At 67.0% G+C, this 22,350-nt stretch carries 19 protein-coding genes; 18 read left to right on the forward strand and 1 reads right to left on the reverse strand.

Features of this window, described 5'->3' with window-relative positions; genetic code table 11:
• The first annotated feature begins 1 nt into the window (after position 1).
• The 9 genes from BKK79_RS12580 (at position 2) to BKK79_RS12620 (ending at position 13,942) form a co-directional block, all read left to right on the forward strand.
• Complete coding sequence (locus BKK79_RS12580) at positions 2 to 700, forward strand: type 4a pilus biogenesis protein PilO (protein WP_071010076.1); 699 nt, start codon at positions 2 to 4, stop codon at positions 698 to 700.
• Positions 697 to 1,239: a pilus assembly protein PilP gene (locus tag BKK79_RS12585; protein WP_071010074.1), complete on the forward strand. Its 543-nt coding sequence runs from the start codon at positions 697 to 699 to the stop codon at positions 1,237 to 1,239. Before BKK79_RS12580 ends, BKK79_RS12585 begins: the two co-directional genes overlap by 4 nt.
• Positions 1,236 to 3,401: a type IV pilus secretin PilQ gene (gene pilQ / locus BKK79_RS12590; protein ID WP_071037809.1), complete on the forward strand. Its 2,166-nt coding sequence runs from the start codon at positions 1,236 to 1,238 to the stop codon at positions 3,399 to 3,401. Before BKK79_RS12585 ends, pilQ begins: the two co-directional genes overlap by 4 nt.
• A 215-nt stretch (positions 3,402 to 3,616) precedes the next feature.
• On the forward strand, positions 3,617 to 4,156 hold the full coding sequence (locus BKK79_RS12595) for a shikimate kinase (protein ID WP_071010064.1): 540 nt from the start codon (positions 3,617 to 3,619) through the stop codon (positions 4,154 to 4,156).
• Positions 4,153 to 5,259, forward strand: coding sequence for a 3-dehydroquinate synthase (gene aroB, locus BKK79_RS12600; RefSeq protein ID WP_071010063.1), 1,107 nt, complete (start codon positions 4,153 to 4,155; stop codon positions 5,257 to 5,259). Before BKK79_RS12595 ends, aroB begins: the two co-directional genes overlap by 4 nt.
• Before the next feature lie 56 nt (positions 5,260 to 5,315).
• The gene (locus BKK79_RS12605; RefSeq protein ID WP_071010061.1) at positions 5,316 to 6,452 is read left to right on the forward strand and encodes a deoxyguanosinetriphosphate triphosphohydrolase; all 1,137 of its coding nucleotides are present in this window, start codon (positions 5,316 to 5,318) and stop codon (positions 6,450 to 6,452) included.
• 99 nt (positions 6,453 to 6,551) lie between these two features.
• Complete coding sequence (locus BKK79_RS12610) at positions 6,552 to 7,298, forward strand: transposase (protein WP_071037810.1); 747 nt, start codon at positions 6,552 to 6,554, stop codon at positions 7,296 to 7,298.
• 351 nt (positions 7,299 to 7,649) lie between these two features.
• On the forward strand, positions 7,650 to 12,359 hold the full coding sequence (locus tag BKK79_RS12615; RefSeq protein WP_232346314.1) for a glutamate synthase-related protein: 4,710 nt from the start codon (positions 7,650 to 7,652) through the stop codon (positions 12,357 to 12,359).
• Positions 12,360 to 12,478: 119 nt separating this feature from the next.
• Positions 12,479 to 13,942, forward strand: a complete 1,464-nt coding sequence (locus BKK79_RS12620) for a glutamate synthase subunit beta (protein ID WP_071037812.1) — start codon at positions 12,479 to 12,481, stop codon at positions 13,940 to 13,942.
• A 73-nt stretch (positions 13,943 to 14,015) separates the two neighbouring features.
• Here the strand turns inward: BKK79_RS12620 and BKK79_RS12625 are convergent, their stop codons facing one another.
• Positions 14,016 to 14,576 (reverse strand): GNAT family N-acetyltransferase, encoded by a 561-nt coding sequence (locus tag BKK79_RS12625; protein ID WP_071038527.1) that lies wholly within the window; start codon positions 14,574 to 14,576, stop codon positions 14,016 to 14,018.
• A gap of 233 nt (positions 14,577 to 14,809) precedes the next feature.
• Between BKK79_RS12625 and BKK79_RS12630 the strand changes: the two genes are divergently transcribed.
• The 9 genes from BKK79_RS12630 to BKK79_RS12670 all read left to right on the forward strand — a co-directional run bounded on the left by BKK79_RS12630 (position 14,810) and on the right by BKK79_RS12670 (position 22,347).
• Positions 14,810 to 15,880, forward strand: a complete 1,071-nt coding sequence (locus BKK79_RS12630) for a Bug family tripartite tricarboxylate transporter substrate binding protein (protein WP_071010054.1) — start codon at positions 14,810 to 14,812, stop codon at positions 15,878 to 15,880.
• Between the two features lie 151 nt (positions 15,881 to 16,031).
• Positions 16,032 to 16,856, forward strand: coding sequence for an ABC transporter ATP-binding protein (locus BKK79_RS12635; RefSeq protein ID WP_071010052.1), 825 nt, complete (start codon positions 16,032 to 16,034; stop codon positions 16,854 to 16,856).
• A gap of 8 nt (positions 16,857 to 16,864) precedes the next feature.
• Positions 16,865 to 17,641: a lipid asymmetry maintenance ABC transporter permease subunit MlaE gene (gene mlaE / locus BKK79_RS12640; protein ID WP_071015859.1), complete on the forward strand. Its 777-nt coding sequence runs from the start codon at positions 16,865 to 16,867 to the stop codon at positions 17,639 to 17,641.
• A 55-nt stretch (positions 17,642 to 17,696) separates the two neighbouring features.
• Complete coding sequence (gene mlaD, locus BKK79_RS12645) at positions 17,697 to 18,227, forward strand: outer membrane lipid asymmetry maintenance protein MlaD (protein ID WP_071037813.1); 531 nt, start codon at positions 17,697 to 17,699, stop codon at positions 18,225 to 18,227.
• On the forward strand, positions 18,224 to 19,057 hold the full coding sequence (locus BKK79_RS12650) for an MlaA family lipoprotein (protein ID WP_071037814.1): 834 nt from the start codon (positions 18,224 to 18,226) through the stop codon (positions 19,055 to 19,057). The genes mlaD and BKK79_RS12650 overlap by 4 nt, the downstream gene beginning before the upstream one ends.
• A 224-nt stretch (positions 19,058 to 19,281) precedes the next feature.
• A complete protein-coding gene (locus BKK79_RS12655) occupies positions 19,282 to 19,905 on the forward strand; it encodes an MlaC/ttg2D family ABC transporter substrate-binding protein (RefSeq protein ID WP_071010045.1) in 624 nt (207 codons plus the stop codon).
• A gap of 146 nt (positions 19,906 to 20,051) precedes the next feature.
• Positions 20,052 to 20,348, forward strand: coding sequence for an STAS domain-containing protein (locus BKK79_RS12660; RefSeq protein ID WP_071010043.1), 297 nt, complete (start codon positions 20,052 to 20,054; stop codon positions 20,346 to 20,348).
• A 221-nt stretch (positions 20,349 to 20,569) separates the two neighbouring features.
• On the forward strand, positions 20,570 to 21,520 hold the full coding sequence (locus BKK79_RS12665) for an ABC transporter ATP-binding protein (RefSeq protein WP_071010041.1): 951 nt from the start codon (positions 20,570 to 20,572) through the stop codon (positions 21,518 to 21,520).
• On the forward strand, positions 21,517 to 22,347 hold the full coding sequence (locus BKK79_RS12670) for an ABC transporter permease (protein WP_071010039.1): 831 nt from the start codon (positions 21,517 to 21,519) through the stop codon (positions 22,345 to 22,347). Before BKK79_RS12665 ends, BKK79_RS12670 begins: the two co-directional genes overlap by 4 nt.
• Positions 22,348 to 22,350: the final 3 nt, after the last annotated feature.

Consider the following 22,350-nt stretch of genomic DNA (forward strand, 5'->3'; position numbering starts at 1 on the left):
CATGGCGCTCAATTCCGAAATCTCGCTGGCCGCTCTCAATGACCTGGCCGGCCAGTTCCGCGGCCTGAACCTGAACGAGCCCGAGACCTGGCCGCAGGCGCCGCGGGTGGCGTTCGCGCTGCTGGCCTGCTTGCTGGTGCTGGTGCTCGGCTGGCAGTTCTACTGGAGCGGCAAGTTCGACGAGCTCGATGCCAGGCGCAACGAGCAGAACACCCTGAAGCAGGCGTACCAGACCAAGGTGGCGCAGATCGCCAACCTGGCCGCGCTGCGGGAGCAGAAGCGCGAGGTCGAGCAGCGCGTCGCCCTGCTGGAGCGCCAGCTCCCGAACAAGACCGAGATGGACGCGCTGCTGGCCGACGTCAACCATGCGGGCGTGGCCCGAGGCCTGCAGTTCGAGTTGTTCAAGCCGCAGGCCGCGGTCATCAAGCCCTATTTCGCCGAGATCCCGGTGAACCTGAAGGTCACGGGCCGCTATCACGACGTGGCACAGTTCAACGCCGACGTGGCGGCGCTGTCGCGTATCGTCACCATGCGGGGCCTGCAGCTCACCGCCGGCAAGGACGGCAGCGGCCTGACCATGGAGGCGGAGGCGATGGCCTATCGCACGCTGGACGCCGACGAGCAGGCGGCGCAGCGCAAGGCAGCCGCCGATGCGGCCAAGAACAAGAAGGGCGCAGGCCAGCCGGGAGGCGCCAAATGATCCGGCTGATCCGCTCCCTTCCTGCCGGCCGCATACGCGTGCTCGGCGCCGCGTTGCTGGGGGCCGCGCTGCTCAGCGCCTGTGGTGACGGCGAGGAGGACGCGCTGCGCCATTGGATGGCCTCGACCCGCACCGCCAAGGCGCCGCCGCCCGCGCCCCTGCCGCAGCCTACCCCCTTCGTGCCGCGCGAGTACGCGGGGCGCAATGCTCCCGAACCCTTTTCGCAGACCAAGATCGGCGATCTCAACCGGGTGCTTTCCGAATCCCCGGAAGCCGGCCGGCGGCGCGAGCCGCTGGAAGACTTTCCGCTGGAGAACTTCAAGATGCTGGGGGCCATGCACAAGCGCGGCGAAACCTACGGCATCGTCCAGGTAGATAACAAGATCCACCACGTCAAGGTGGGTCAGTACCTCGGCCAGAACTATGGCCGGGTGGTCCGCATCACTGATCAGACGATCGAGTTGCGTGAATTGGTCCGGGAAGGGGTAGGGGAGTGGAAACAGAAAATGACCAGCCTGAAACTGGAGGGAGCGGCATGAGCGCGCAACGCTGGACGCGCGCCTTCGCCGCCGCCGCGATGGTGCTGTCGCTGGCGCTGTCGCCGGCATGGGCGCAAGGCAGTACGTCGCCGAATCTCGTCAAGTCGGTGGACGTGGCCACTGTCGGCGAGCAGACCGTCTTCACCATCGACCTGGCTGCGCCGCCGGCGCAGCCGCCTGTGGATTTCTCCACGCAGAGTCCGGCGCGCATCGCCATCGACTTCGTCAACACCGGGTTTGCCGCGGGCCGCGCGCAGTACAGCTACGGCGGCAAGCTGGTGCGTGGTGCCAGCGTGGTGCAGACGGGCGATCGCACGCGCGTGGTGCTGGACCTGGGGCGGCCCGCCACCTATCGCACCGAGCTGAGCGGATCGCGTTTCCTCGTGCGCATCGACAATGTCGCGCCGCAGAGCAAGGCGGCCGCGCCGACCTTCGCCCCGAGCGCCGCGCTGGCTTCCCCGGCTGCGCCGGGCCTGCGCCCTGCCGTGCGCAGCATCGATTTCCGCCGCGGCACCGATGGTGCCGGACGGGTGGTGGTCGACCTGTCCTCGCGCGATTCCGGTGTCAACATCGCGCAGCAGGGCCAGAACGTGGTGGTCGACTTCATCGGTACCGCGCTGCCCGAAAGCCTGCGCCGCCGCTTCGATGTGATGGATTTCGGCACGCCGGTGCAGTCGCTGCGCGCCAGCGATGCCGACGGCAACGCACGCCTGACCATCTCGCCACGTGGCAACTGGGAATACAGCTCCTACCAGACCGACACGCAGTTCGTGGTCGAGGTGCGGCCGGTCAAGGAAGATCCCGCCAAGCTGATCAGCGGACCGGGCTACCGTGGTGAACGGCTTTCGCTGAACTTCCAGAGCATCGATATCCGCTCCTTGCTGCAGGTGTTCGCCGACTTCACCAACCTGAACATCATCACCAGCGATACCGTGCAGGGCAACCTGACGCTGCGTCTCAAGGACGTGCCGTGGGACCAGGCGCTGCAGATCGTGCTGGACGCCAAGGGCCTGGCTTCGCGCCGCAGCGGCAACGTGCTGTGGGTGGCGCCCAAGTCGGAGCTGGCGACCAAGGAAAAGCTCGAGCTCGAGTCACAGCAGCAGATCAGCGAGCTGGAGCCGATCCGCAGCCAGGTATTCCAGCTCAACTACCAGCGCGCCGACGATGTACGTCGCATGCTGCTCGGCCAGGCGGTCGGCGGCCCGGGCGCGGCCGGCTCCGGCCTGGGCACCACCGCCACGGTCGCCGGCGGTGTCGGCGGCACCATGGGCAATACCCGCATGCTGTCCAAGCGCGGCTCGCTGACCGCGGATGCGCGCACCAACCAGCTGTTCGTCTCCGACGTCGCCAGCAAGCTGGAGGAAGTGCAGAACTTCCTGGGCAAGATCGATATCCCGGTACGCCAGGTCATCATCGAGGCGCGCATCGTCGAGGCCACCGACTCCTTCAGCCGCAACCTGGGCGTGAAACTGGGCTTTGCCTCCAAGACCAATGGCGCGGGCTACGGCAATACCTACTCGAACGTGGTCAGTCCGGTGACGGCCAATGCGACCTGGGACAACAGCCCGGCGGTCAGCCTGCCGGCCGCCGTGATCAACGGCGTCAACCCGGCGACCGCGGCCATCAGCCTGTTCAATGCCGGTGCCAGCCGCTTCGTCGCGCTCGAACTGTCGGCGCTGGAAGCCGACGGGCTCGGCAAGATCATCTCCAGCCCGCGCGTGGTGACGGCCAACAACGTCAAGGCGCTGATCGAGCAGGGCACGGAGCTGCCCTACCAGGCCGCCACCTCCAGCGGTGCGACTTCCGTGCAGTTCCGCAAGGCCAACCTGAAGCTGGAGGTGACGCCGCAGATCACGCCGGAGGGCAATGTGCTGCTGGACGTGGATGTCAACAAGGACAGCGTCGGCATCCAGACCACGGCCGGCTTCGCCATCGACACCAAGCACGTGCAGACCCAGGTACTGGTGGATAACGGCGGAACGGTGGTGATCGGCGGCATCTTCATGCAGACGGAGAGCAACAACAGCAATAAAGTGCCTTGGTTGGGGGATATCCCGGTACTCGGCAACCTCTTCAAGGACAACTCCCGCGTCAACAACCGCTCGGAACTCCTGGTGTTCCTGACGCCGCGCATCCTGAACGACAATGTCTCCCTGAAATAGCCCCGCCGGCGCGCTATGCAGTAGACTGGCAGGCCGCATCGCTGATGCGGCCTTTTTTATCGCCCCGGCCCTGCTGCCGCATGCGGCACTTGCCCAGAGCGGGCCAAAAGACGAAGATGATGCAGTTCGAGACAGGGGAGGCCCGGTGCGCACCGGCCTCCCGCGTTCTATCCCCCGTGACAGCCTCCCGCCCGAATCTCTTTTTCGTCGGCCTGATGGGCGCCGGCAAGACCACCGTCGGCCGCGCCGTGGCCCGGCGCCTGGATTATCCGTTCTTCGATTCCGACCATGAGATCGAAGCGCGCTGCGGCGTGCGTATCCCCGTGATTTTCGAGCACGAAGGCGAGGCGGGCTTCCGCGAGCGCGAGGCCCAGATGATCGACGAGCTGACGCAGCGCAGCGGCATCGTGCTGGCGACCGGCGGTGGCGCGGTGCTGCGTCCGGAGAACCGCGCCCTGCTGCATGCGCGCGGCACCGTGGTCTACCTGCGCGCCAGTCCGCACGACCTGTGGCTGCGCACCCGCCACGACCGCAATCGCCCGCTGCTGCAGACCGAGGATCCCAAGGGGCGGCTCGAAGCCTTGTACACCGCGCGCGACCCCCTCTATCGCGAAGTGGCCCACTTCATCATCGAGACCGGCAAGCCTTCTGTCGCGCAGCTTGCTAATATGGTCTTGATGCAACTTGAAATGGCCGGCTTCCACGTTGCCGGCGACGATGTGCCGGCCGGTCCGGCGCCACACACGACCCCATGATCACGCTTGAAGTCTCCCTGGGAGAGCGCAGCTATCCCATCCATATCGGCGGCGGCCTGCTTGGCCGGGCCGACCTGCTCCAGCCTCACGTGCGCGGCCAGCACGCCGTCATCGTCACCAACGAGACCGTCGGGCCGCTGTATGCGGCGCGCGTCGAGGCGGCGCTGGCTTCGCTGGGCAAGACCGTGCGCGTCGTCACGCTGCCGGATGGCGAGGCCTTCAAGAACTGGGAAACGCTCAACCTGATCTTCGACGCGCTGCTGCGCGCTGGTGCCGACCGCAAGACCACGCTGGTGGCGCTCGGCGGCGGGGTGGTGGGTGACATGACCGGCTTTGCCGCGGCCTGCTACATGCGCGGCGTGCCCTTCGTGCAGATGCCCACCACGCTGCTGGCCCAGGTCGATTCCTCGGTGGGCGGCAAGACCGGCATCAACCATCCCCTCGGCAAGAACATGATCGGCGCCTTCCACCAGCCGCGCGCGGTGATCGCCGACATCGAGGCGCTGCAGACCCTGCCTCCGCGCGAGCTGGCCGCGGGCATGGCCGAGGTGATCAAACACGGCGCGATTGCCGATGCGGGCTACTTCGAGTGGATCGAGCAGCATATCCAGGCGCTGAACACCTGCGATCCCGAACTGATGGCGCTGGCGGTGCAGCGCTCCTGCGAGATCAAGGCAAATGTGGTGGCGCAAGATGAGCGCGAAGGTGGACTGCGCGCCATCCTGAACTTCGGCCACACCTTCGGCCACGCCATCGAGGCGGGTCTCGGCTACGGCGAGTGGCTGCACGGCGAGGCTGTCGGCTGCGGCATGGTGATGGCGGCCGACCTGTCTCTGCGCCTGGGCTTCATCGATGTGCAGACGCGTGCGCGCCTGCGCCGGCTGGTCGAGGCGGCGATGCTGCCGTCGGTGGCGCCGGAACTCGGTACCGAGCGCTACATCGAACTGATGAAGGTGGACAAGAAGGCCGAGGCCGGCAGCATCAAGTTCATCCTGCTGAAGAAGCTGGGCGATGCCTTCATCACCACCGTGCCCGACGCGGACCTGCGCGCCACGCTGCAGCACGCGATATTGAAACCTCCCGCAGAGGCGACCGTCGCCTGAACGGACGGTGATGCCTCGCAGCCCGAGATCCCCTCAATGGACCCCCGGATTGCCGCATGACCGACCTTGAAAGCCACCTTGCCCCCTATGCCGCCCGCTCGCTGCGCAGCCGCGGGCGGGTCCACATCGAACCCGCATCGTCCTCGCGCAGCGAATTCCAGCGCGACCGCGACCGGGTCATCCACAGCACCGCCTTCCGCCGCCTCGAGTACAAGACCCAGGTCTTCGTCAACCACGAAGGCGACCTGTTCCGCACCCGGCTGACGCACAGCCTGGAGGTGGCGCAGATCGCCCGTTCGATCGCGCGCAACCTGCGGCTCAACGAGGATCTGGTCGAGGCCATCTCGCTGGCGCACGACCTGGGGCATACCCCCTTTGGCCACGCCGGGCAGGATGCGCTGAACGCCTGCATGAAGAACCACGGAGGCTTCGAGCACAACCTGCAGAGCCTGCTGGTGGTGGACGAGCTGGAGGAGCGCTACGGTGGCTTCAACGGCTTGAACCTGACCTTCGAGACGCGGGAAGGCATTCTCAAGCATTGCTCGCGCGTCAACGCCGCCGCGCTAGGCGAACTGGGCCGGCGCTTCCTGGAGGGCACGCAGCCCTCGCTGGAGGCGCAGCTGGCCAACCTCGCCGACGAGATCGCCTACAACAACCACGATATCGACGACGGCCTGCGCTCGGGCCTGCTGACGCTGGACCAACTCGACGAAGTGCCGATGTGGACCAGGCACCGGGCCGAGGCTGCCGCGCTGTTCCCCGGCATCAACGGTCGCCGGCTGATCAACGAGACGGTGCGGCGCATGATCAATACGCTGATCGTCGACCTGATCGAAACCACCAGCCGCAACATCGCTGCGCAGGCGCCGGCCAGCATCGACGCGGTGCGCGCGGCCGGGCCGCTGGTCGCCTTCAGCAAGCCGATGCAGGACGAGGCGGCGGCGCTCAAGCGCTTCCTGTTCCGCCATCTGTACCGCCACTACCAGGTCATGCGAATGTCGGCCAAGGCCCAGCGCATCGTCAGCGACCTGTTCGGCGCCTTCCTCGACGATCCGCGCCTGCTGCCGCCGCAGTACCAGGCCGGGCCCGGGGGCGACCAGGCGCGCCTGGTCGCCCACTACATCGCCGGCATGACCGATCGCTATGCGATCCGCGAGCACCGGCGTATCTTCGCCGTCGCCGAAGGGGCATGAGCCTGCATTGAGCCCGCCACGGCCCCGCCACCCGGACGGTGGCGGGAAAATGGGGACGGATCAGGCTATGATGGCGCCATGGCATCCGCTTGAACTCCCATGGCACGACTCCCCCGTTTCTCTCCCGCCGGCCAGCCGGTCCTGGTGTTGCAGCGCGGCAACAACCGTCAACCCGTCTTCCTCGTCGCCGACGACTACCTGCACTACCTCGACTGCCTGCGCATGGCCGCGCGCGAGCACGATCTGGCCGTCCATGCCTATGCGCTGCGCCCCAACCACGTCCATCTCGTCGCCACGCCGCGCCAGGCTGACTCGCTGAGCCTGGCCATGCAGGCGGTCGGCCGCCGCTACGCGCGCCACTTCAACCGGGCCGCCGGTCGCAGCGGCACGCTGTGGGAAGGGCGCTTCCGCTCAGCGGTATTCGACCCGACGGTTTGGATGCTGCCGGCCATGCTCTACGTCGAGGGCAATGCCGTGCGAGCCGGCGAAGCCGCGTCGCCGGAAGTCGATCGTTGGTGCAGCTACCGGCACCATGCCGGCATCGAGGCCAGTGCCTTTGTAAGCGATCACTCTGCCTACTGGAGCCTGGGCAATACACCCTTCGAGCGGCAGTCCAACTATCGAGCACTGAGCGCCGAAGGTCTGTCGGGCAGCCAGCTCGCCACGCTGCGCCAGCACGCCCACAGTGGCTGGCCACTTGGCGACGCCGCCTTCCTGGCACAGCTGGAGCGGTATGCGCCACGGCGTATCCAGCCACTGCCCAAGGGGAGGCCGCGCCGTTCCACCATGCTCGAGGGCGGGGAGGAAGCACCAGGCACTGCACTAGGCACCGCCGTGGAGCATTAATCTGTCCCCATTTAAAACCCATGACGAAAGTGGTGCGAGATTAAATGGTATCTGACCCCATTTAATTTTTTTGCGATGCTTGCGCGATTCTCTTATAGTTGCTCAACCCACAGTCATTGTGCGGCGCGTCACGCTCGTGTACGCCGCTGCGGTCCGTAGATCGCTGCCTTTCCGCCGGCCGGTTTCCCGGGCGCAGGACAGAAGGCAGCGCACGGTCCCGTTTCGGTCTGCCTTGCTGGCTGCGCAGCCCTCACCGGAATCCAGCCCGTGGACCAATTGCACACTTCTTCGGCCCAAGCGCAGGCCAGCGAGTCTTCCTCCGCCATCGACCTCCGCCCGCAGGCGCAGGGCATGTACGACCCGAGCAACGAGCACGATGCCTGCGGCGTCGGCATGGTCGCGCACATCAAGGGCAAGAAGAGCCACGAGATCATCCAGCAGGGCCTGAAGATCCTGGAGAACCTCGATTACCGGGGCGCGGTCGGCGCCGATGCGCTGATGGGCGACGGTGCGGGCATCCTGATCCAGATCCCGGATACCTACTACCGCGAAGAGATGGCCAAGCAGGGCGTGACCCTGCCGCCGGCCGGCGAATATGGCGTCGGCATGATCTTCCTGCCGAAGGAGCACGCCTCGCGCCTGGCCTGCGAGCAGGAGCTCGAGCGCACCGTGCGCCTGGAAGGCCAGGTGGTGCTGGGCTGGCGCGACGTGCCGGTCGATATCAACATGCCGATGTCGCCGACCGTGCGCACGACGGAGCCGGTGATCCGCCAGATCTTCATCGGCCGTGGCCGCGACATCATGACCACGGATGCGCTGGAGCGTAAGCTCTACGTGATCCGCAAGACGGCCAGCCACGCCATCCAGGCGCTCAAGCTCAAGCACGGCAAGGAGTACTTCGTACCGTCGATGTCGGCGCGCACGGTCGTGTACAAGGGCCTGCTGCTGGCCAACCAGGTCGGCGAGTACTACCTGGACCTGCAGGATGCACGCGCCGTGTCGGCCCTGGCCCTGGTGCACCAGCGCTTCTCGACCAACACCTTCCCCGCCTGGGAACTGGCCCACCCGTACCGCATGGTCGCCCACAACGGTGAAATCAACACCGTCAAGGGCAACGTCAACTGGATCAACGCCCGTACCGGCGCGATCTCCTCGCCGGTGCTCGGCGACGACCTGCCCAAGCTGTGGCCGCTGATCTACCCGGGCCAGTCCGACACCGCCTCGTTCGACAACTGCCTCGAACTGCTGACGATGGCCGGCTACCCGCTCGTCCACGCGATGATGATGATGATCCCGGAAGCCTGGGAACAGCACACGCTGATGGACGACAACCGTCGCGCCTTCTACGAATACCACGCCGCCATGATGGAGCCGTGGGACGGCCCCGCCGCCATCTGCTTCACCGACGGCCGCCAGATCGGCGCCACGCTGGACCGCAACGGCCTGCGTCCCGCGCGTTTCTACGTGACCGAGGACGATTTCGTCGTGCTGGCCTCGGAAGCCGGCGTGCTGCCCTTCCCCGAGTCGCGCATCGTGCAGAAGTGGCGCCTGCAGCCGGGCAAGATGTTCCTGATCGACATGGAGCAGGGCCGCATCATCGACGACAAGGAGCTCAAGGACAACCTGGCCAACGCCAAGCCCTACAAGAGCTGGATCGATGCCGTGCGCATCAAGCTCGATGAGCTGGACGCCAAGCCCGAGGACGTGGCCGCCGAGAAGAAGCCGGCCGCCAAGCTGCTGGACCGCCAGCAGGCCTTCGGCTACACCCAGGAAGACGTCAAGTTCCTGATGGCGCCGATGGCGGTATCCGGCGAGGAAGCCACCGGCTCGATGGGCAACGACAGCCCGCTGGCCGTGCTGTCGTCGAAGAACAAGACGCTGTACCACTACTTCAAGCAGCTGTTCGCGCAGGTCACCAACCCGCCGATCGATCCGATCCGCGAGAACATGGTGATGTCGCTGGTGTCCTTCATCGGTCCCAAGCCCAACTTGCTCGAGCTGAACAACATCAACCCGCCGATGCGTCTCGAAGTGTCCCAGCCGGTGCTGGACTTCAAGGACATCGCCAAGATCCGCAACATCGAGCACTACACCGGCGGCAAGTTCCGTTCGTACGAACTGAACATCTGCTATCCGAAGGCCTGGGGCAAGGAAGGCATCGAGGCGCGCCTGGCCTCGCTGTGCGCGGAGGCCGTGGATGCCGTGCGTTCGGGCTACAACATCCTGATCGTGTCGGACCGCCGCGTCGACACCGAGCAGGTGGCGATCCCCGCGCTGCTGGCCACCTCGGCCATCCACCACCACCTGGTGGAAAAGGGTCTGCGCACCTCCACCGGCCTGGTGGTGGAAACCGGCTCGGCACGCGAAGTGCACCACTTTGCCCTGCTGGCCGGCTACGGCGCGGAAGCCGTGCACCCCTACCTGGCGATGGAAACCCTGGCCGACATGGCCACGGGCCTGTCCGGCGACCTGTCGCCCGAGAAGGCGATCAAGAACTTCGTCAAGGCGATCGGCAAGGGCCTGCACAAGGTGATGTCCAAGATGGGCATCTCCACCTACATGTCGTACACCGGCGCGCAGATCTTCGAAGCCATCGGCCTGTCGCGCGAACTGGTGCAGAAGTATTTCCACGGCACCCCCTCCAATGTCGAGGGCATCGGCATCTTCGAGGTGGCCGAGGAAGCGCTGCGCCTGCATCGCGACGCCTTCGGCGACAGCCCCGTGCTGGCGAACATGCTGGACGCGGGCGGCGAGTACGCCTTCCGCATCCGCGGCGAAGAGCATATGTGGACCCCGGACTCCATCGCCAAGCTGCAGCACTCGGTGCGCGCCAACGACGGCAAGGGTGCCTACCAGACCTACAAGGAATACGCCAACCTGATCAACGACCAGAGCCGCCGCCACATGACGCTGCGCGGCCTGTTCGAGTTCAAGGTCGACCCGGCCAAGGCGATTCCGCTGGAGGAAGTCGAGCCGGCCAAGGAAATCGTCAAGCGCTTCGCCACCGGTGCCATGTCGCTGGGCTCGATCTCGACCGAGGCCCACACCACGCTGGCGCTGGCGATGAACCGCATCGGCGGCAAGTCCAACACCGGCGAAGGCGGCGAGGACGAGAAGCGCTATCGCAATGAACTGCGCGGCATCCCCATCAAGCAGGGCGACACCCTGAAGGGCCTGCTGGGCGACAACGTGATCGAGCGCGACCTGGAACTGCAGGCCGGTGACTCGCTGCGTTCCAGGATCAAGCAGGTCGCCTCGGGCCGCTTCGGCGTCACCGCCGAGTACCTGGCCTCGGCCGACCAGATCCAGATCAAGATGGCGCAGGGTGCCAAGCCCGGCGAAGGCGGCCAGCTGCCCGGCCACAAGGTGTCCGACTACATCGGCAAGCTGCGCTACTCGGTGCCGGGTGTCGGCCTGATCTCGCCGCCGCCGCACCACGACATCTACTCGATCGAAGATCTGGCGCAGCTGATCCATGACCTGAAGAACGTCAATCCGGTCTCGGACATCTCGGTCAAGCTGGTGTCGGAAGTGGGCGTGGGCACCGTGGCGGCTGGCGTGGCCAAGGCCAAGGCCGACCACGTGGTGATCGCCGGCCATGACGGCGGCACCGGTGCTTCGCCGTGGTCGTCGATCAAGCACGCCGGCACGCCGTGGGAACTGGGCCTTGCCGAGACGCAGCAGACGCTGCTGCTGAACGGCCTGCGCAACCGCATCCGCGTGCAGGCCGACGGCCAGATGAAGACCGGCCGCGACGTCGTGATCGGCGCGCTGCTGGGCGCGGACGAGTTCGGCTTCGCCACCGCGCCTCTGGTCGCGGAGGGCTGCATCATGATGCGCAAATGCCACCTGAACACCTGCCCGGTGGGCGTGGCGACGCAGGATCCGGTGCTGCGCAAGAAATTCCAGGGCAAGCCCGAGCACGTCGTCAATTTCTTCTTCTTCGTCGCCGAGGAAGCGCGCGAGCTGATGGCCCAGCTGGGCATCCGCACCTTCGACGAGCTGATCGGCCGTGCCGACCTGCTCGACACCCGTGCCGGCGTCGAACACTGGAAGGCGCGCGGCCTGGACTTCGCACGCATCTTCCACCAGGTGTCGCTGGCGCCGGAAGTGCCGCGTTACCATACCGACGTGCAGGATCACGGCCTCTCGGCCGAAGCCGGCAAGGCGCTCGACCACGTACTGATCGCCAAGGCCCGCCCCGCCATCGACAAGGGCGAGCGCGTGTCCTTCATCCAGCCGGTGAAGAACGTCAACCGCACCGTGGGCGCGATGCTGTCGGGCGTGGTGGCCAAGCAGTACGGCCATGAAGGCCTGCCTGACGACACCATCCACATCCAGCTGCAGGGCACCGCCGGCCAGTCGTTCGGGGCGTTCCTGGCGCACGGCATCACGCTGGACCTGGTGGGCGACGGCAATGACTACGTGGGCAAGGGCCTGTCGGGCGGCCGCGTGATCGTGCGTGCCCCGCACGAGTTCCGCGGCGACCCGACCCGCAACATCATCGTCGGCAACACCGTGCTGTACGGCGCCATCGCCGGCGAGGCCTTCTTCAACGGCGTGGCCGGCGAGCGCTTCGCGGTGCGCAACTCCGGCGCGATGGCCGTGGTGGAAGGCACCGGCGACCATGGCTGCGAGTACATGACCGGCGGTACCGTGGTTGTGCTGGGCGGCACCGGCCGCAACTTCGCGGCTGGCATGTCGGGCGGCGTGGCCTACGTCTACGACGAGGACGGCCTGTTCGATAAGCGCTGCAACACCTCGATGGTGGCGCTGGAAGCGGTGCTGGCCGCGGCCGACCAGGAGAAGGGCCAGTCGCCTGCCACCTGGCACAAGGTCGGTGGCGAGCGCCAGGTGGACGAAGTCATCCTGCGCCAGCTGATCGAGCAGCACTTCCGCTTCACCGGCTCCGAACGCGCCAAGGCGCTGCTGGCCGACTGGACCACCGCGCGCCGCAAGTTCGTCAAGGTCTTCCCGACCGAGTACAAGCGCGCGCTGGGCGAGATGTATGCCAAGGAGCAGGAAGCCAAGGACAGCGGCCGCGAAGCGATCGCTGCCTGAAGCGGGCTCTCCGACCAGCACGGACCGCGGCGCGCTGCGCCGCGGATCCGACCAGATACTGACCTCATAGCGGGGCCGGCCGATGCGCCGGCGCCGCGCAGCAAGACCAAGGACGCAACATGGGTAAGGCGACTGGCTTTCTCGAATTTCCGCGCCAGAACGAAGGCTACGAATCCGTAGTCAAGCGCGTGAAGCACTACAAGGAATTCGTCTTCGCGCTGTCCGACAGCGAAGCGAAGATCCAGGGCGCGCGCTGCATGGACTGCGGCATTCCGTTCTGCAACAACGGCTGCCCGGTCAACAACATCATTCCCGACTTCAACGACCTGGTGTACCGCCAGGACTGGAAGTCGGCGATCGAAGTGCTGCACCAGACCAACAATTTCCCCGAATTCACCGGCCGCATCTGCCCGGCACCGTGCGAGGCCGCCTGCACGCTCGGCATCAACGAGCTGCCGGTGGGCATCAAGTCGATCGAGCACGCCATCATCGACAAGGCCTGGGAAGAGGGCTGGGTCGCGCCGCAGGCGCCCAAGCACAAGACCGGCAAGACCGTCGCCGTGGTCGGTTCGGGGCCCGCCGGCCTGGCTGCCGCGCAGCAACTGGCACGTGCCGGCCATGACGTCACGGTGTTCGAGAAGAACGACCGCATCGGCGGCCTGCTGCGCTACGGCATCCCCGACTTCAAGATGGAGAAGTCGCTGATCGACCGCCGCATCGAGCAGATGCAGGCCGAAGGCGTGACCTTCCGCGCGGGCGTGATGGTGACCGACGGCGCACTGCCGGCGGGGATCAAGAACTATGCGCGCGAGACCATCTCGGCCAAGGCCCTGATGGAGCAGTTCGACGCCGTGGTGCTGGCCGGTGGCTCGGAAGTGCCGCGCGACCTGCCGGTGCCGGGCCGTGACCTGTCCGGCGTGCACTACGCGCTGGAATTCCTGATCCCGCAGAACAAGGAAGTGGCCGGCGACGGTGCCAACGAGATCCGCGCCGAAGGCAAGCACGTGATCGTGATCGGCGGTGGCGACACCGGTTCCGACTGCGTCGGCACCTCGAACCGCCACGGCGCCATCTCGGTGACCCAGTTCGAACTGCTGCCCCAGCCGCCGGAAGAAGAAAACAAGCCGCTGGTATGGCCGTACTGGCCGATCAAGCTGCGCACCTCGTCGTCGCACGAAGAGGGCTGCGAGCGCGACTGGTCGGTGGCCACCAAGGAACTGATCGGCGAGAACGGCAAGGTGACCGGCCTGAAGGCCTGCCGCGTCGAGTGGAAGGACGGCAAGATGCAGGAAGTGCCGGGCAGCGAGTTCACCCTGAAGGCCGACCTGGTGCTGCTGGCAATGGGTTTCACCAACCCGGTGGGCTCGATGCTGGAAGCGTTCGGCGTCGACACCGACGCACGCAAGAACGCCAAGGCCGCCACCGAAGGCGAGCGGGCCTACCAGACCAACGTGGCCAAGGTGTTCGCCGCCGGCGACGTGCGTCGCGGCCAGTCCCTGGTGGTGTGGGCGATCCGCGAAGGCCGCCAGGCCGCGCGCTCGGTCGACGCCTTCCTGATGGGGCACTCGGAACTGCCGCGCTGACGCCTGCGCTGCCGCTGCACCCAACCCGCCCCGCGCCAGCCGGGCGGGTTTTTTCTTTGGGGCCGCGTGCCGCTCAGGCGGGTGCCGCCGCCAGTGCGCACTCCATGATGACGGCGCCGGCGCCATAGCCGGCCAGCTTGGCTGCGAACGGCGCTGTCTGCGCCGCATCCAGCGGCCGGTAGCCCAGGCGCTGCCACCAGGCGCCGGCTGCCTGCACGGCGATCAGCCGTGAATGGTGCAGGCCGGCCTGCAGGGCGGTCGCCTGCGCGGCCCGGTAGAGCCGTTGCGCCAGCCCGCCGCCACGTCCGGTCGGCGCCACCGCCATGTCGTGCACGAACCACGTCAGGCCGGCCACCGCAGCCGCGGCAGCCGGCACGGCAGCGGGAAGCACGCCGTCGAGCGTCGGCAGCGTGCTGCGTGGCCAGGCATGGGTGATCAGGTAGGCCGCCAGCGGAGCGCCGGCGGCGGGCTCGTTGCCGGCTTGGGCGACCCAGCAGGTGGCGGGCGACAGGGCCAGCCTGCTGGCCAGCGCCGCCTCGGATTCCAGCAGCATGTTGCCGTAGCATTGCGCCTGCACCGCCAGAACGCCGGGCAGGTCGGCGACCTGCATGGGTCGGAGGAGGAATTCGGACATCCCGGCATTATAGGCAGCGATGGCCGGCATTCCCTGGAGTTGTGTGCCGCTGCCATCTTCTCTGCTGGCCCGGCAGGTGCTGCTACAGGGTTCTCCCGGCTATGGTTTACGTGGTCTGTGCCGCCTCGGGGGTGGTCCGTACAATGCCATGCACAACGATAAAGACTGCCTCGCTAACGCTTCCCACTCGACCCAAATTGGCTGCCACCATCCACGGCGCCCGGGAGGAATAGATGTCCGAAGTACGCATGTTGGCGCGGCTTTGGCGAGGTAGGGCGCAGTTGTGGTTTTCCGTCACCCCTGCGCGAGCAGGCGCCTACCTCGCCGGCAAGGTCCTGGGGTTCGCCCTTGCCGCCTTCGCCCTGTCCGCGCCGGGAGCCCAGCCCGCCTCGGCGCCAAGGCAGATCAGCTACCCCGCGCGGCCGATCCGCCTGATCGCGCCGTTTCCCGCCGGTGGCGTCGCCGATGCGGTGGCGCGCTTGCTGGCCGAGCGCCTGAGCGCCCGCCTGGGTGTTCCCGTCGACGTCGACAATCGCCCCGGTTCGGCCGGTACCCTGGCCGGCGACCTGGTCGCCAAGTCCAGCTCCGACGGTCATACCCTGTTGTTCCACCAGGCCAATATGCTGATCCAGCCAGGCCTGGAGCCCGTCCCCTACGATGTGCAGCGCGATTTCACCCCGGTGGCGCGGGTGGCCACCATGCCGCTTTTCCTCGCCGTCGGCGCGCACTTGCCGGTGCGCACGGTGCAGCAGTGGATGACGGCGGTGCGGACCAATCCCGCCGCTTACAGCTACGGCTCCGGCCAGCCGGGCACGCCTGCGCACCTGTATGCCGAGTACACCGTGCTGGGTCTGCGCAACGGCGTGCCCCTGGTCACGGCAAAGGGGGAGGGGGCCGTGGTGCAGGAGATGCTGGCCGGCCGCATCAGCGCCTGCTTCTGCTCCTATGGGGCGGTGCAAGCACACGTCCGCAACGGTGCGCTGCGCCTGCTCGGCGTCACCGGCCTGAAGCGCTCGCCACTGGCGCCGGCCGTCCCCACGTTGCAAGAGGCCGGGCTGGACGGTTATTCCGCCGCAGCCTGGTTCGGCGTGCTCGCGCCGGCCAAAACGCCGCACGCCATCGTGGCGCGCCTGGCCGCAGAACTTGCCGCGGTGATGGCCGAGCGCGAAGTGCGCGAGCGCCTGCAGGCGGCCGGGCTGACGCCGATGAGCGATGTGCCGGATGCCTTCGCCACCGCCATCCGGACCGACCAGTTGCAGTGGCAGGCCATCCTGCGCGAGGCTGGCGGACAAGGCAGCCCCTGATGCTGGCTGTCGGCCGGCCGCCGACTGCTGGCGGGTGCGCCTGCGCCTGCACACATTGTTTCACCGATTTCCGATGGGTATTGCGCCACATACGCACGGCAGCTATCCGGACAAGCCCTTATAATGCGGCACTGTCCAATGCGGTGCCAATGTGATCGATAAAGCGCAAAACCTCGTCGAGCTAGAGGCGGTCGACTTCGCCTACGCGCCAGGCGCCAAGCCCATCCTGTCCGGCCTGACCATGCGTTTCCCGCGCGGTAAAGTGGTTGCGGTGATGGGGGGCTCGGGCTGCGGCAAGACCACCGTGCTGCGCCTGATCGGCGGGCAGGTGCGGGCACAGTGCGGCCAGGTCAGTTTCGACGGTGCCGATCTCGGCACCCTGGGCCAGAAGGACCTGTACGCCGTGCGCAGGCAGATGGGCATGCTGTTCCAGTTCGGCGCGCTGTTCACCGACCTGTCCGTTTTCGACAACGTCGCTTTTCCGCTGCGCGAGCATTCCGACCTGCCCGAGCCGATGATTCGCGACCTGGTCCTGATGAAGCTCAATGCGGTCGGCCTGCGCGGCGCGCGCGACCTGATGCCGTCGCAGATCTCGGGCGGCATGGCGCGGCGGGTGGCGCTGGCGCGGGCCATCGCGCTCGATCCGGCGCTGCTGATGTACGACGAGCCGTTCGCCGGGCTCGATCCGATCTCGCTCGGCCTGACCGCGCGCCTGATCCGCAGCCTCAACGACGCGCTGGGGGCTACCACCATCATCGTCTCCCACGACGTCAACGAGACCTTCCAGATCGCCGACTACGTCTATTTCATCGCCAACGGTCGCATTGCCGCCGAGGGCGAGCCGGAGGCGTTGCGGGCCTCCGATGACCCGTTCGTGCGGCAGTTCGTGCTGGCCGAGCCGGACGGTCCGGTGCCTTTCCATTATCCCGGGCCGCCGCTGGCCGAGGACTTCGCGCTGGGAGACGGGCGGGCATGATCGGTGCAGTGATCGGTTTCTTCAGCGCGATCGGCGCTGCGGTGCGCCTGGGCGTGGTCGGCGTCGGCCATGCCACGCGCATGTTCTTCTCCGTGCTGGTGCTGTCGCCGCCGCTGTTCAAGCGCTTCCGACTGGTGTCGGACCAGATCTTCTTTGTCGGCAACCTGTCGCTGGTGATCATCGCCGTGTCCGGGCTGTTCGTCGGCTTCGTGCTCGGACTGCAGGGCTACTACACGCTGAATCGCTACGGCTCCGAGCAGGCGCTCGGGCTGTTGGTGGCGCTGTCGCTGGTGCGCGAACTCGGTCCGGTGGTCACCGCCCTGCTGTTCGCCGGGCGTGCGGGCACCTCGCTGACGGCTGAGATCGGCCTGATGAAAGCCGGCGAACAGCTCACGGCAATGGAAATGATGGCCATCAATCCGCTGCAACGCGTGATCGCGCCCCGCTTCTGGGCCGGCGTGGTGGCGATGCCGGTGCTGGCCGCGATCTTCAGCGCGGTCGGCATCCTGGGCGGCTACCTGGTCGGCGTGCAGATGATCGGCGTCGACGCCGGCGCCTTCTGGTCGCAGATGCAGAACGGGGTGGACGTGCGCGCGGACGTGCTCAACGGCGTGATCAAGAGCGTGATCTTCGGCATCGCCGTGACCTTCATCGCGCTGTACCAGGGCTTTGAGGCCAAGCCGACACCCGAGGGGGTGTCGCGCGCGACCACGCGCACCGTGGTGATCGCATCGCTGGCGGTGCTGGGACTGGATTTCCTGCTGACCGCGCTGATGTTCAGCTAGGCCGCGCCGCCATCGGCGCGCCTGGCAGGCATACGGCGCTTGAAAAGAGACACAGATGAAAAGAAACGCACTCGACTTCTGGGTGGGGCTGTTCGTGGTGGTGGGCTTCCTGGCCCTGCTGTTCCTGGCGCTGAAGGCAGGGAACATGAGCTCCTTTTCCTTCCAGGAAACCTATTCGGTGCAGGCGCGCTTCGACAATATCGGCGGCCTGAAGGTGCGTGCGCCGGTCAAGAGCGCCGGCGTGGTGGTAGGCCGCGTGGCGGACATCAGCTTCGACGACAAGACCTACCAGGCCACAGCCCTGCTCAAGCTGGACAAGCGCTTCCAGTTTCCCAAGGACACCTCGGCCAAGATCCTGACCTCGGGCCTGCTGGGCGAACAGTACATCGGCCTCGAGCCGGGCGGCGATACCGCCATGCTGGCGGATGGTTCGCGCATCACCATGACGCAGTCGGCCGTGGTGCTGGAGAACCTGATCGGGCAGTTTCTTTACAACAAGGCCGCTGACGCCGGCGCCGGCAGTGGCAATGGCAGCAGCGGCAGCAGCAGCGCTGCCGCCCTGCCGGCAGCGGGAGGTGCGAAATGAATCGGACGCTTTCGATCCCGCGGCGCGCCGGTCTCGCCGCCTGCGCGACCGCCTTGGCCCTGACGGCTGGCTGTGCCACCGGCCCGGACGCCAATCCCAAGGACCCGCTGGAGCCGCTCAACCGCGGCGTCCTGCGTGTCAACGACGAAGTCGACAAGTACGTGATGAAGCCGGTCGCCCAGGCTTACGACTTCGTGCTGCCATCCCCGGTGCAGACCGCGGTCAGCAACTTCTTCTCCAATATCGGCGACGTTTACTCGGCCGCCAACAACCTGCTGCAGGGCAAGCCTACGCGGGCGGTCGAGGATAGCCTGCGCGTGATCTTCAACAGCACGCTGGGCATCGGCGGGCTGATCGACATCGCCACCCCGGCCGGCCTGCCGAAGTACAAGGAAGACTTCGGCCAGACCCTGGGGGTGTGGGGCGTGCCGGCCGGCCCCTACCTGGTACTCCCGGTGTTCGGGCCGAGTACCGTGCGCGACACCGCCGGCATGCTGGTCGACCGCTACATGGATCCGTCGGCCTACCTGCATCCGATCTGGCTGCGCAACTCGCTCACGGGCCTGCGCCTGGTCAACACCCGCGCGCAACTGCTGGGCGTGTCCAACCTGCTCGAACAGGCTGCGCTGGACCGCTACTCGTTCTTGCGCGATGCCTATCTGCAGCGGCGCGAATACCAGATCTATGACGGCAACCCGCCGGCGCGCGACGAGGACAAGGATAAGGACCAGTCAGGCAACCAGGGCGCGTCCGCGCCCGCAGGCCCGCAGCCCGAGGGGCAGACCCTGCCGGTCACGCCTACCGTGCCGAGCCTGCGCATCGGCCGCTAGCGGGCTAGCGGCCACTAGCGCCGGCTGCGCGGCAGCGTGAGCAGCCTGTGAGCACTGCAACAAATTATTAGATATGGCGCATCCGGCACGGCTGGCCTGAACTCCCGCCAGCGGCCCGTGTTCCAATAGTAAAAGGCGGATCTGCGCCAGCCCCGTTCGCGGGGCTCGCTGCCAGGCACCGGGTGCCGGCGACGATCCGCCTCCACGATAGACAAGGAAACCCAATGATCAAGCGACTCTTGCTTCCCCTCGTGACCGTTTTCGCCTTCAGCGGCGCTGCGCATGCTCAGACGCAGGATGCTTCGACACCCGACGGGCTGGTCAAGGCCGTCGTGGGCGACGTGATGAGCACCGTCAAGGCCGACAAGGATATGCAGGCGGGCAATATCAACAAGATCACCTCGCTGGTCGAGCAGAAGATCCTGCCCAACGCCAATTTCCAGAGGACGACCCAGATCGCCATGGGCCGCAACTGGTCCAAGGCCACGCCCGAGCAGCAGAAGGTGATCATCGATGAGTTCAAGACGCTGCTGATCCGTACCTACGCCGGTGCGATCGCCCAGATCCGCGACCAGACCGTGCAGTTCCGTCCCTACCGTGGTGCGCCCGACGACACCGACGCCACCATCCGCACCCAGGTGATCAACAAGGGCGAGCCGATGCAGCTCGACTACCGCCTCGAAAAGACGCCGCAAGGCTGGAAGGTCTATGACATCAATGTGCTGGGCGCCTGGCTGACCGAGGCCTACAAGGGCAGCTTCAACACCATCGTCGGCCAGCAGGGCATCGACGGTGTCATCAAGACGCTGCAGGACCGCAACCGCCAGCTGGCCAACGCCAAGAGCTGAGCGGGAGAGGGCGGGCCGGCTTCGGAACCCGGTTCCGCCACATTCTGGTTGCGGTGCAGCACGCCGCTGCCAAGCTGCTACAATGACCCGTCAACGCCGCGCCATGACGCCATGGGCGGCGGTTCACAATACCCGACACCCTCCGCATGCTCTCGCTCGGTACCTCGCTGACCAACCGCAACGCCGCCGCCGTGCTGCGTGACGGTCTGTCGCGCCTGGCGCAGGGCGAGGCGCAGGTCGATTGCGCCGCGCTGGCGCAGGTGGATTCGGCCGCTGTCGCGGTACTGCTGGCCTTGCGCCGGGCCGCCGACGCGCGTGGCCAGGCGCTGGCTTTCGTCGGCGTGCCACGCCAGCTGGCCGCACTGGCAGAGGTCTACGGCGTCGACGGCCTGCTGGGCATCCCGGCGGGTGCCGCCGGCTTCCACGCCAGCCACCGACATTGACCCGGCATCCGTGGCGGACCGACGCATCGGCCGCCAGTGCGATGCCCGGGTGCCGGTTCCGGCCGCGCGCCTCGTCCAAAGCGGGACTTCGCCCGCATCCCCTATAATTCCCGGTTGTTCGCCCGTTGCGCGCCAGACGCGCGCGACCGATGCCGGCGGCAGTCCCGCCCAGTCCCGGCCGGCCGGCTCCGCAGAGCCTGCCAGCCCCACAGTACCCGGCCATGAAAGCCATCGAACTCACCGACGTTCGCAAGCGCTACCGCAACCTGCAGGCGCTCAAGGGCGTCAGCTTCTCCGTCGAGCAGGGCGAATTCTTCGGCCTGCTCGGTCCCAACGGCGCAGGCAAGACGACGCTGATCTCGATCCTCGCGGGCCTGAACCGCGCCGACTCGGGCAGCGTCAGCGTGCTCGGGCACGATGTGGTGTCCGACTACCGCATGGCGCGCCGCATGCTGGGCGTGGTCCCGCAGGAACTGGTGTTCGACCCCTTCTTCACCGTGCGCGAGACCCTGCGCCTGCAGTCCGGCTATTTCGGCCTGACGCGCAATGACGACTGGATCGACGAGGTGATGGCCAACCTGGACCTGACCAACAAGGCCGATGCCAATATGCGCCAGCTCTCCGGTGGCATGAAGCGCCGCGTGCTGGTGGCCCAGGCCCTGGTGCACCGCCCGCCGGTGATCGTGCTCGACGAGCCGACCGCCGGCGTCGACGTGGAGTTGCGCCAGACGCTGTGGAAGTTCATCGCGCGGCTCAATCGCGAGGGCCACACGGTGATCCTGACCACCCACTACCTGGAAGAAGCCGAGGCGCTGTGCGACCGCATCGCCATGCTCAAGTTCGGCGAGGTGGTGGCGCTGGACCGCACCAGCAACCTGCTGACCCAGTTCGCCGGCCTGCAGCTCCAGCTGACGCTGGCCAGCGGCACGCTGCCACAGGAGCTCGAGGCGCTGCGCATGCCCGCCAACCCTGGCGAGCGCGGCGTGCGCCTGCGCCTGTCGGGCTATGCGGCGGTGGAACCCATCCTGGCGGCTTGCCGCGAGGCCGGCTGCGAGATCGAAGACATGGAAATCAACAAGGCCGACCTGGAAGACGTGTTTGTCCAGATCATGCGCCGCGAGGCCGACATGCCCGGCGCCCAGGGGGCGTCCGCAATGGAGGTGGCAGCATGAAGGCGCCCGTGGAATTCGACGTGAGCGACGCCGCGCGCCGCCTGCCGGCCGCCGTCTCGGCGCCCGGCGGCCTGGTGGGTTTCCGCACGCTGTTCTACAAGGAAGTGCTGCGTTTCTGGAAGGTCAGCTTCCAGACCGTGGCCGCGCCCGTGCTGACGGCCATCCTTTACCTGCTGATCTTCGGTCACGTGCTGGAAGACCGCGTCAAGGTCTACGACCAGATCAGCTATACGGCCTTCCTGGTGCCCGGCCTGGTAATGATGAGCGTGCTGCAGAACGCCTTCGCCAACAGTTCGTCCTCGCTGATCCAGTCCAAGATCACCGGCAACCTGGTGTTCGTGCTGCTGCCGCCGCTGTCGCACTGGGAGATGTTCAGTGCCTACGTGCTGGCGTCCGTGGTGCGGGGCCTGTCGGTCGGGCTCGGCGTGCTGCTGGTCACCGCCTGGTTCGCGCACCTGAATTTCGCCCACCTGGGCTGGATCCTGGCCTTTGCCGTGCTGGGCGCCGCCATCCTCGGCACGCTCGGCCTGATCGCCGGCATCTGGGCGGAGAAATTCGACCAGCTCGCGGCGTTCCAGAACTTCCTGATCATGCCGGCCACCTTCCTGTCTGGCGTGTTCTATTCCATCCACTCGCTGCCCCCCTTCTGGCAAGGGGTGTCGCATGCGAACCCGTTCTTCTACATGATCGACGGCTTCCGCTACGGCTTCTTCGGCGTGTCCGACGCCGACCCGGTCTTCAGCCTGGCCGTGGTCGGGACCGCCTTCCTGGTGCTGGCGGCGCTGGCGCTGCGGCTGCTGAAGTCGGGCTACAAGCTGCGGCATTGAGGC

It is taken from the genome of Cupriavidus sp. USMAA2-4, from assembly GCF_001854305.1.
Classification (GTDB): Bacteria; Pseudomonadota; Gammaproteobacteria; order Burkholderiales; family Burkholderiaceae; genus Cupriavidus; species Cupriavidus malaysiensis.

What these genes read in the sequence shown, in the direction of transcription:
- BKK79_RS12580 (WP_071010076.1), top strand. Translation starts at nt 2, where the DNA reads ATGGCGCTCAATTCCGAAATCTCGCTGGCCGCTCTCAATGACCTGGCC.
- BKK79_RS12585 (WP_071010074.1), top strand. Translation starts at nt 697, where the DNA reads ATGATCCGGCTGATCCGCTCCCTTCCTGCCGGCCGCATACGCGTGCTC.
- pilQ (WP_071037809.1), top strand. Translation starts at nt 1,236, where the DNA reads ATGAGCGCGCAACGCTGGACGCGCGCCTTCGCCGCCGCCGCGATGGTG.
- BKK79_RS12595 (WP_071010064.1), top strand. Translation starts at nt 3,617, where the DNA reads ATGGGCGCCGGCAAGACCACCGTCGGCCGCGCCGTGGCCCGGCGCCTG.
- aroB (WP_071010063.1), top strand. Translation starts at nt 4,153, where the DNA reads ATGATCACGCTTGAAGTCTCCCTGGGAGAGCGCAGCTATCCCATCCAT.
- BKK79_RS12605 (WP_071010061.1), top strand. Translation starts at nt 5,316, where the DNA reads ATGACCGACCTTGAAAGCCACCTTGCCCCCTATGCCGCCCGCTCGCTG.
- BKK79_RS12610 (WP_071037810.1), top strand. Translation starts at nt 6,552, where the DNA reads ATGGCACGACTCCCCCGTTTCTCTCCCGCCGGCCAGCCGGTCCTGGTG.
- BKK79_RS12615 (WP_232346314.1), top strand. Translation starts at nt 7,650, where the DNA reads ATGTACGACCCGAGCAACGAGCACGATGCCTGCGGCGTCGGCATGGTC.
- BKK79_RS12620 (WP_071037812.1), top strand. Translation starts at nt 12,479, where the DNA reads ATGGGTAAGGCGACTGGCTTTCTCGAATTTCCGCGCCAGAACGAAGGC.
- BKK79_RS12625 (WP_071038527.1), bottom strand. Translation starts at nt 14,576, where the DNA reads ATGTCCGAATTCCTCCTCCGACCCATGCAGGTCGCCGACCTGCCCGGC.
- BKK79_RS12630 (WP_071010054.1), top strand. Translation starts at nt 14,810, where the DNA reads ATGTCCGAAGTACGCATGTTGGCGCGGCTTTGGCGAGGTAGGGCGCAG.
- mlaD (WP_071037813.1), top strand. Translation starts at nt 17,697, where the DNA reads ATGAAAAGAAACGCACTCGACTTCTGGGTGGGGCTGTTCGTGGTGGTG.
- BKK79_RS12650 (WP_071037814.1), top strand. Translation starts at nt 18,224, where the DNA reads ATGAATCGGACGCTTTCGATCCCGCGGCGCGCCGGTCTCGCCGCCTGC.
- BKK79_RS12655 (WP_071010045.1), top strand. Translation starts at nt 19,282, where the DNA reads ATGATCAAGCGACTCTTGCTTCCCCTCGTGACCGTTTTCGCCTTCAGC.
- BKK79_RS12660 (WP_071010043.1), top strand. Translation starts at nt 20,052, where the DNA reads ATGCTCTCGCTCGGTACCTCGCTGACCAACCGCAACGCCGCCGCCGTG.
- BKK79_RS12665 (WP_071010041.1), top strand. Translation starts at nt 20,570, where the DNA reads ATGAAAGCCATCGAACTCACCGACGTTCGCAAGCGCTACCGCAACCTG.
- BKK79_RS12670 (WP_071010039.1), top strand. Translation starts at nt 21,517, where the DNA reads ATGAAGGCGCCCGTGGAATTCGACGTGAGCGACGCCGCGCGCCGCCTG.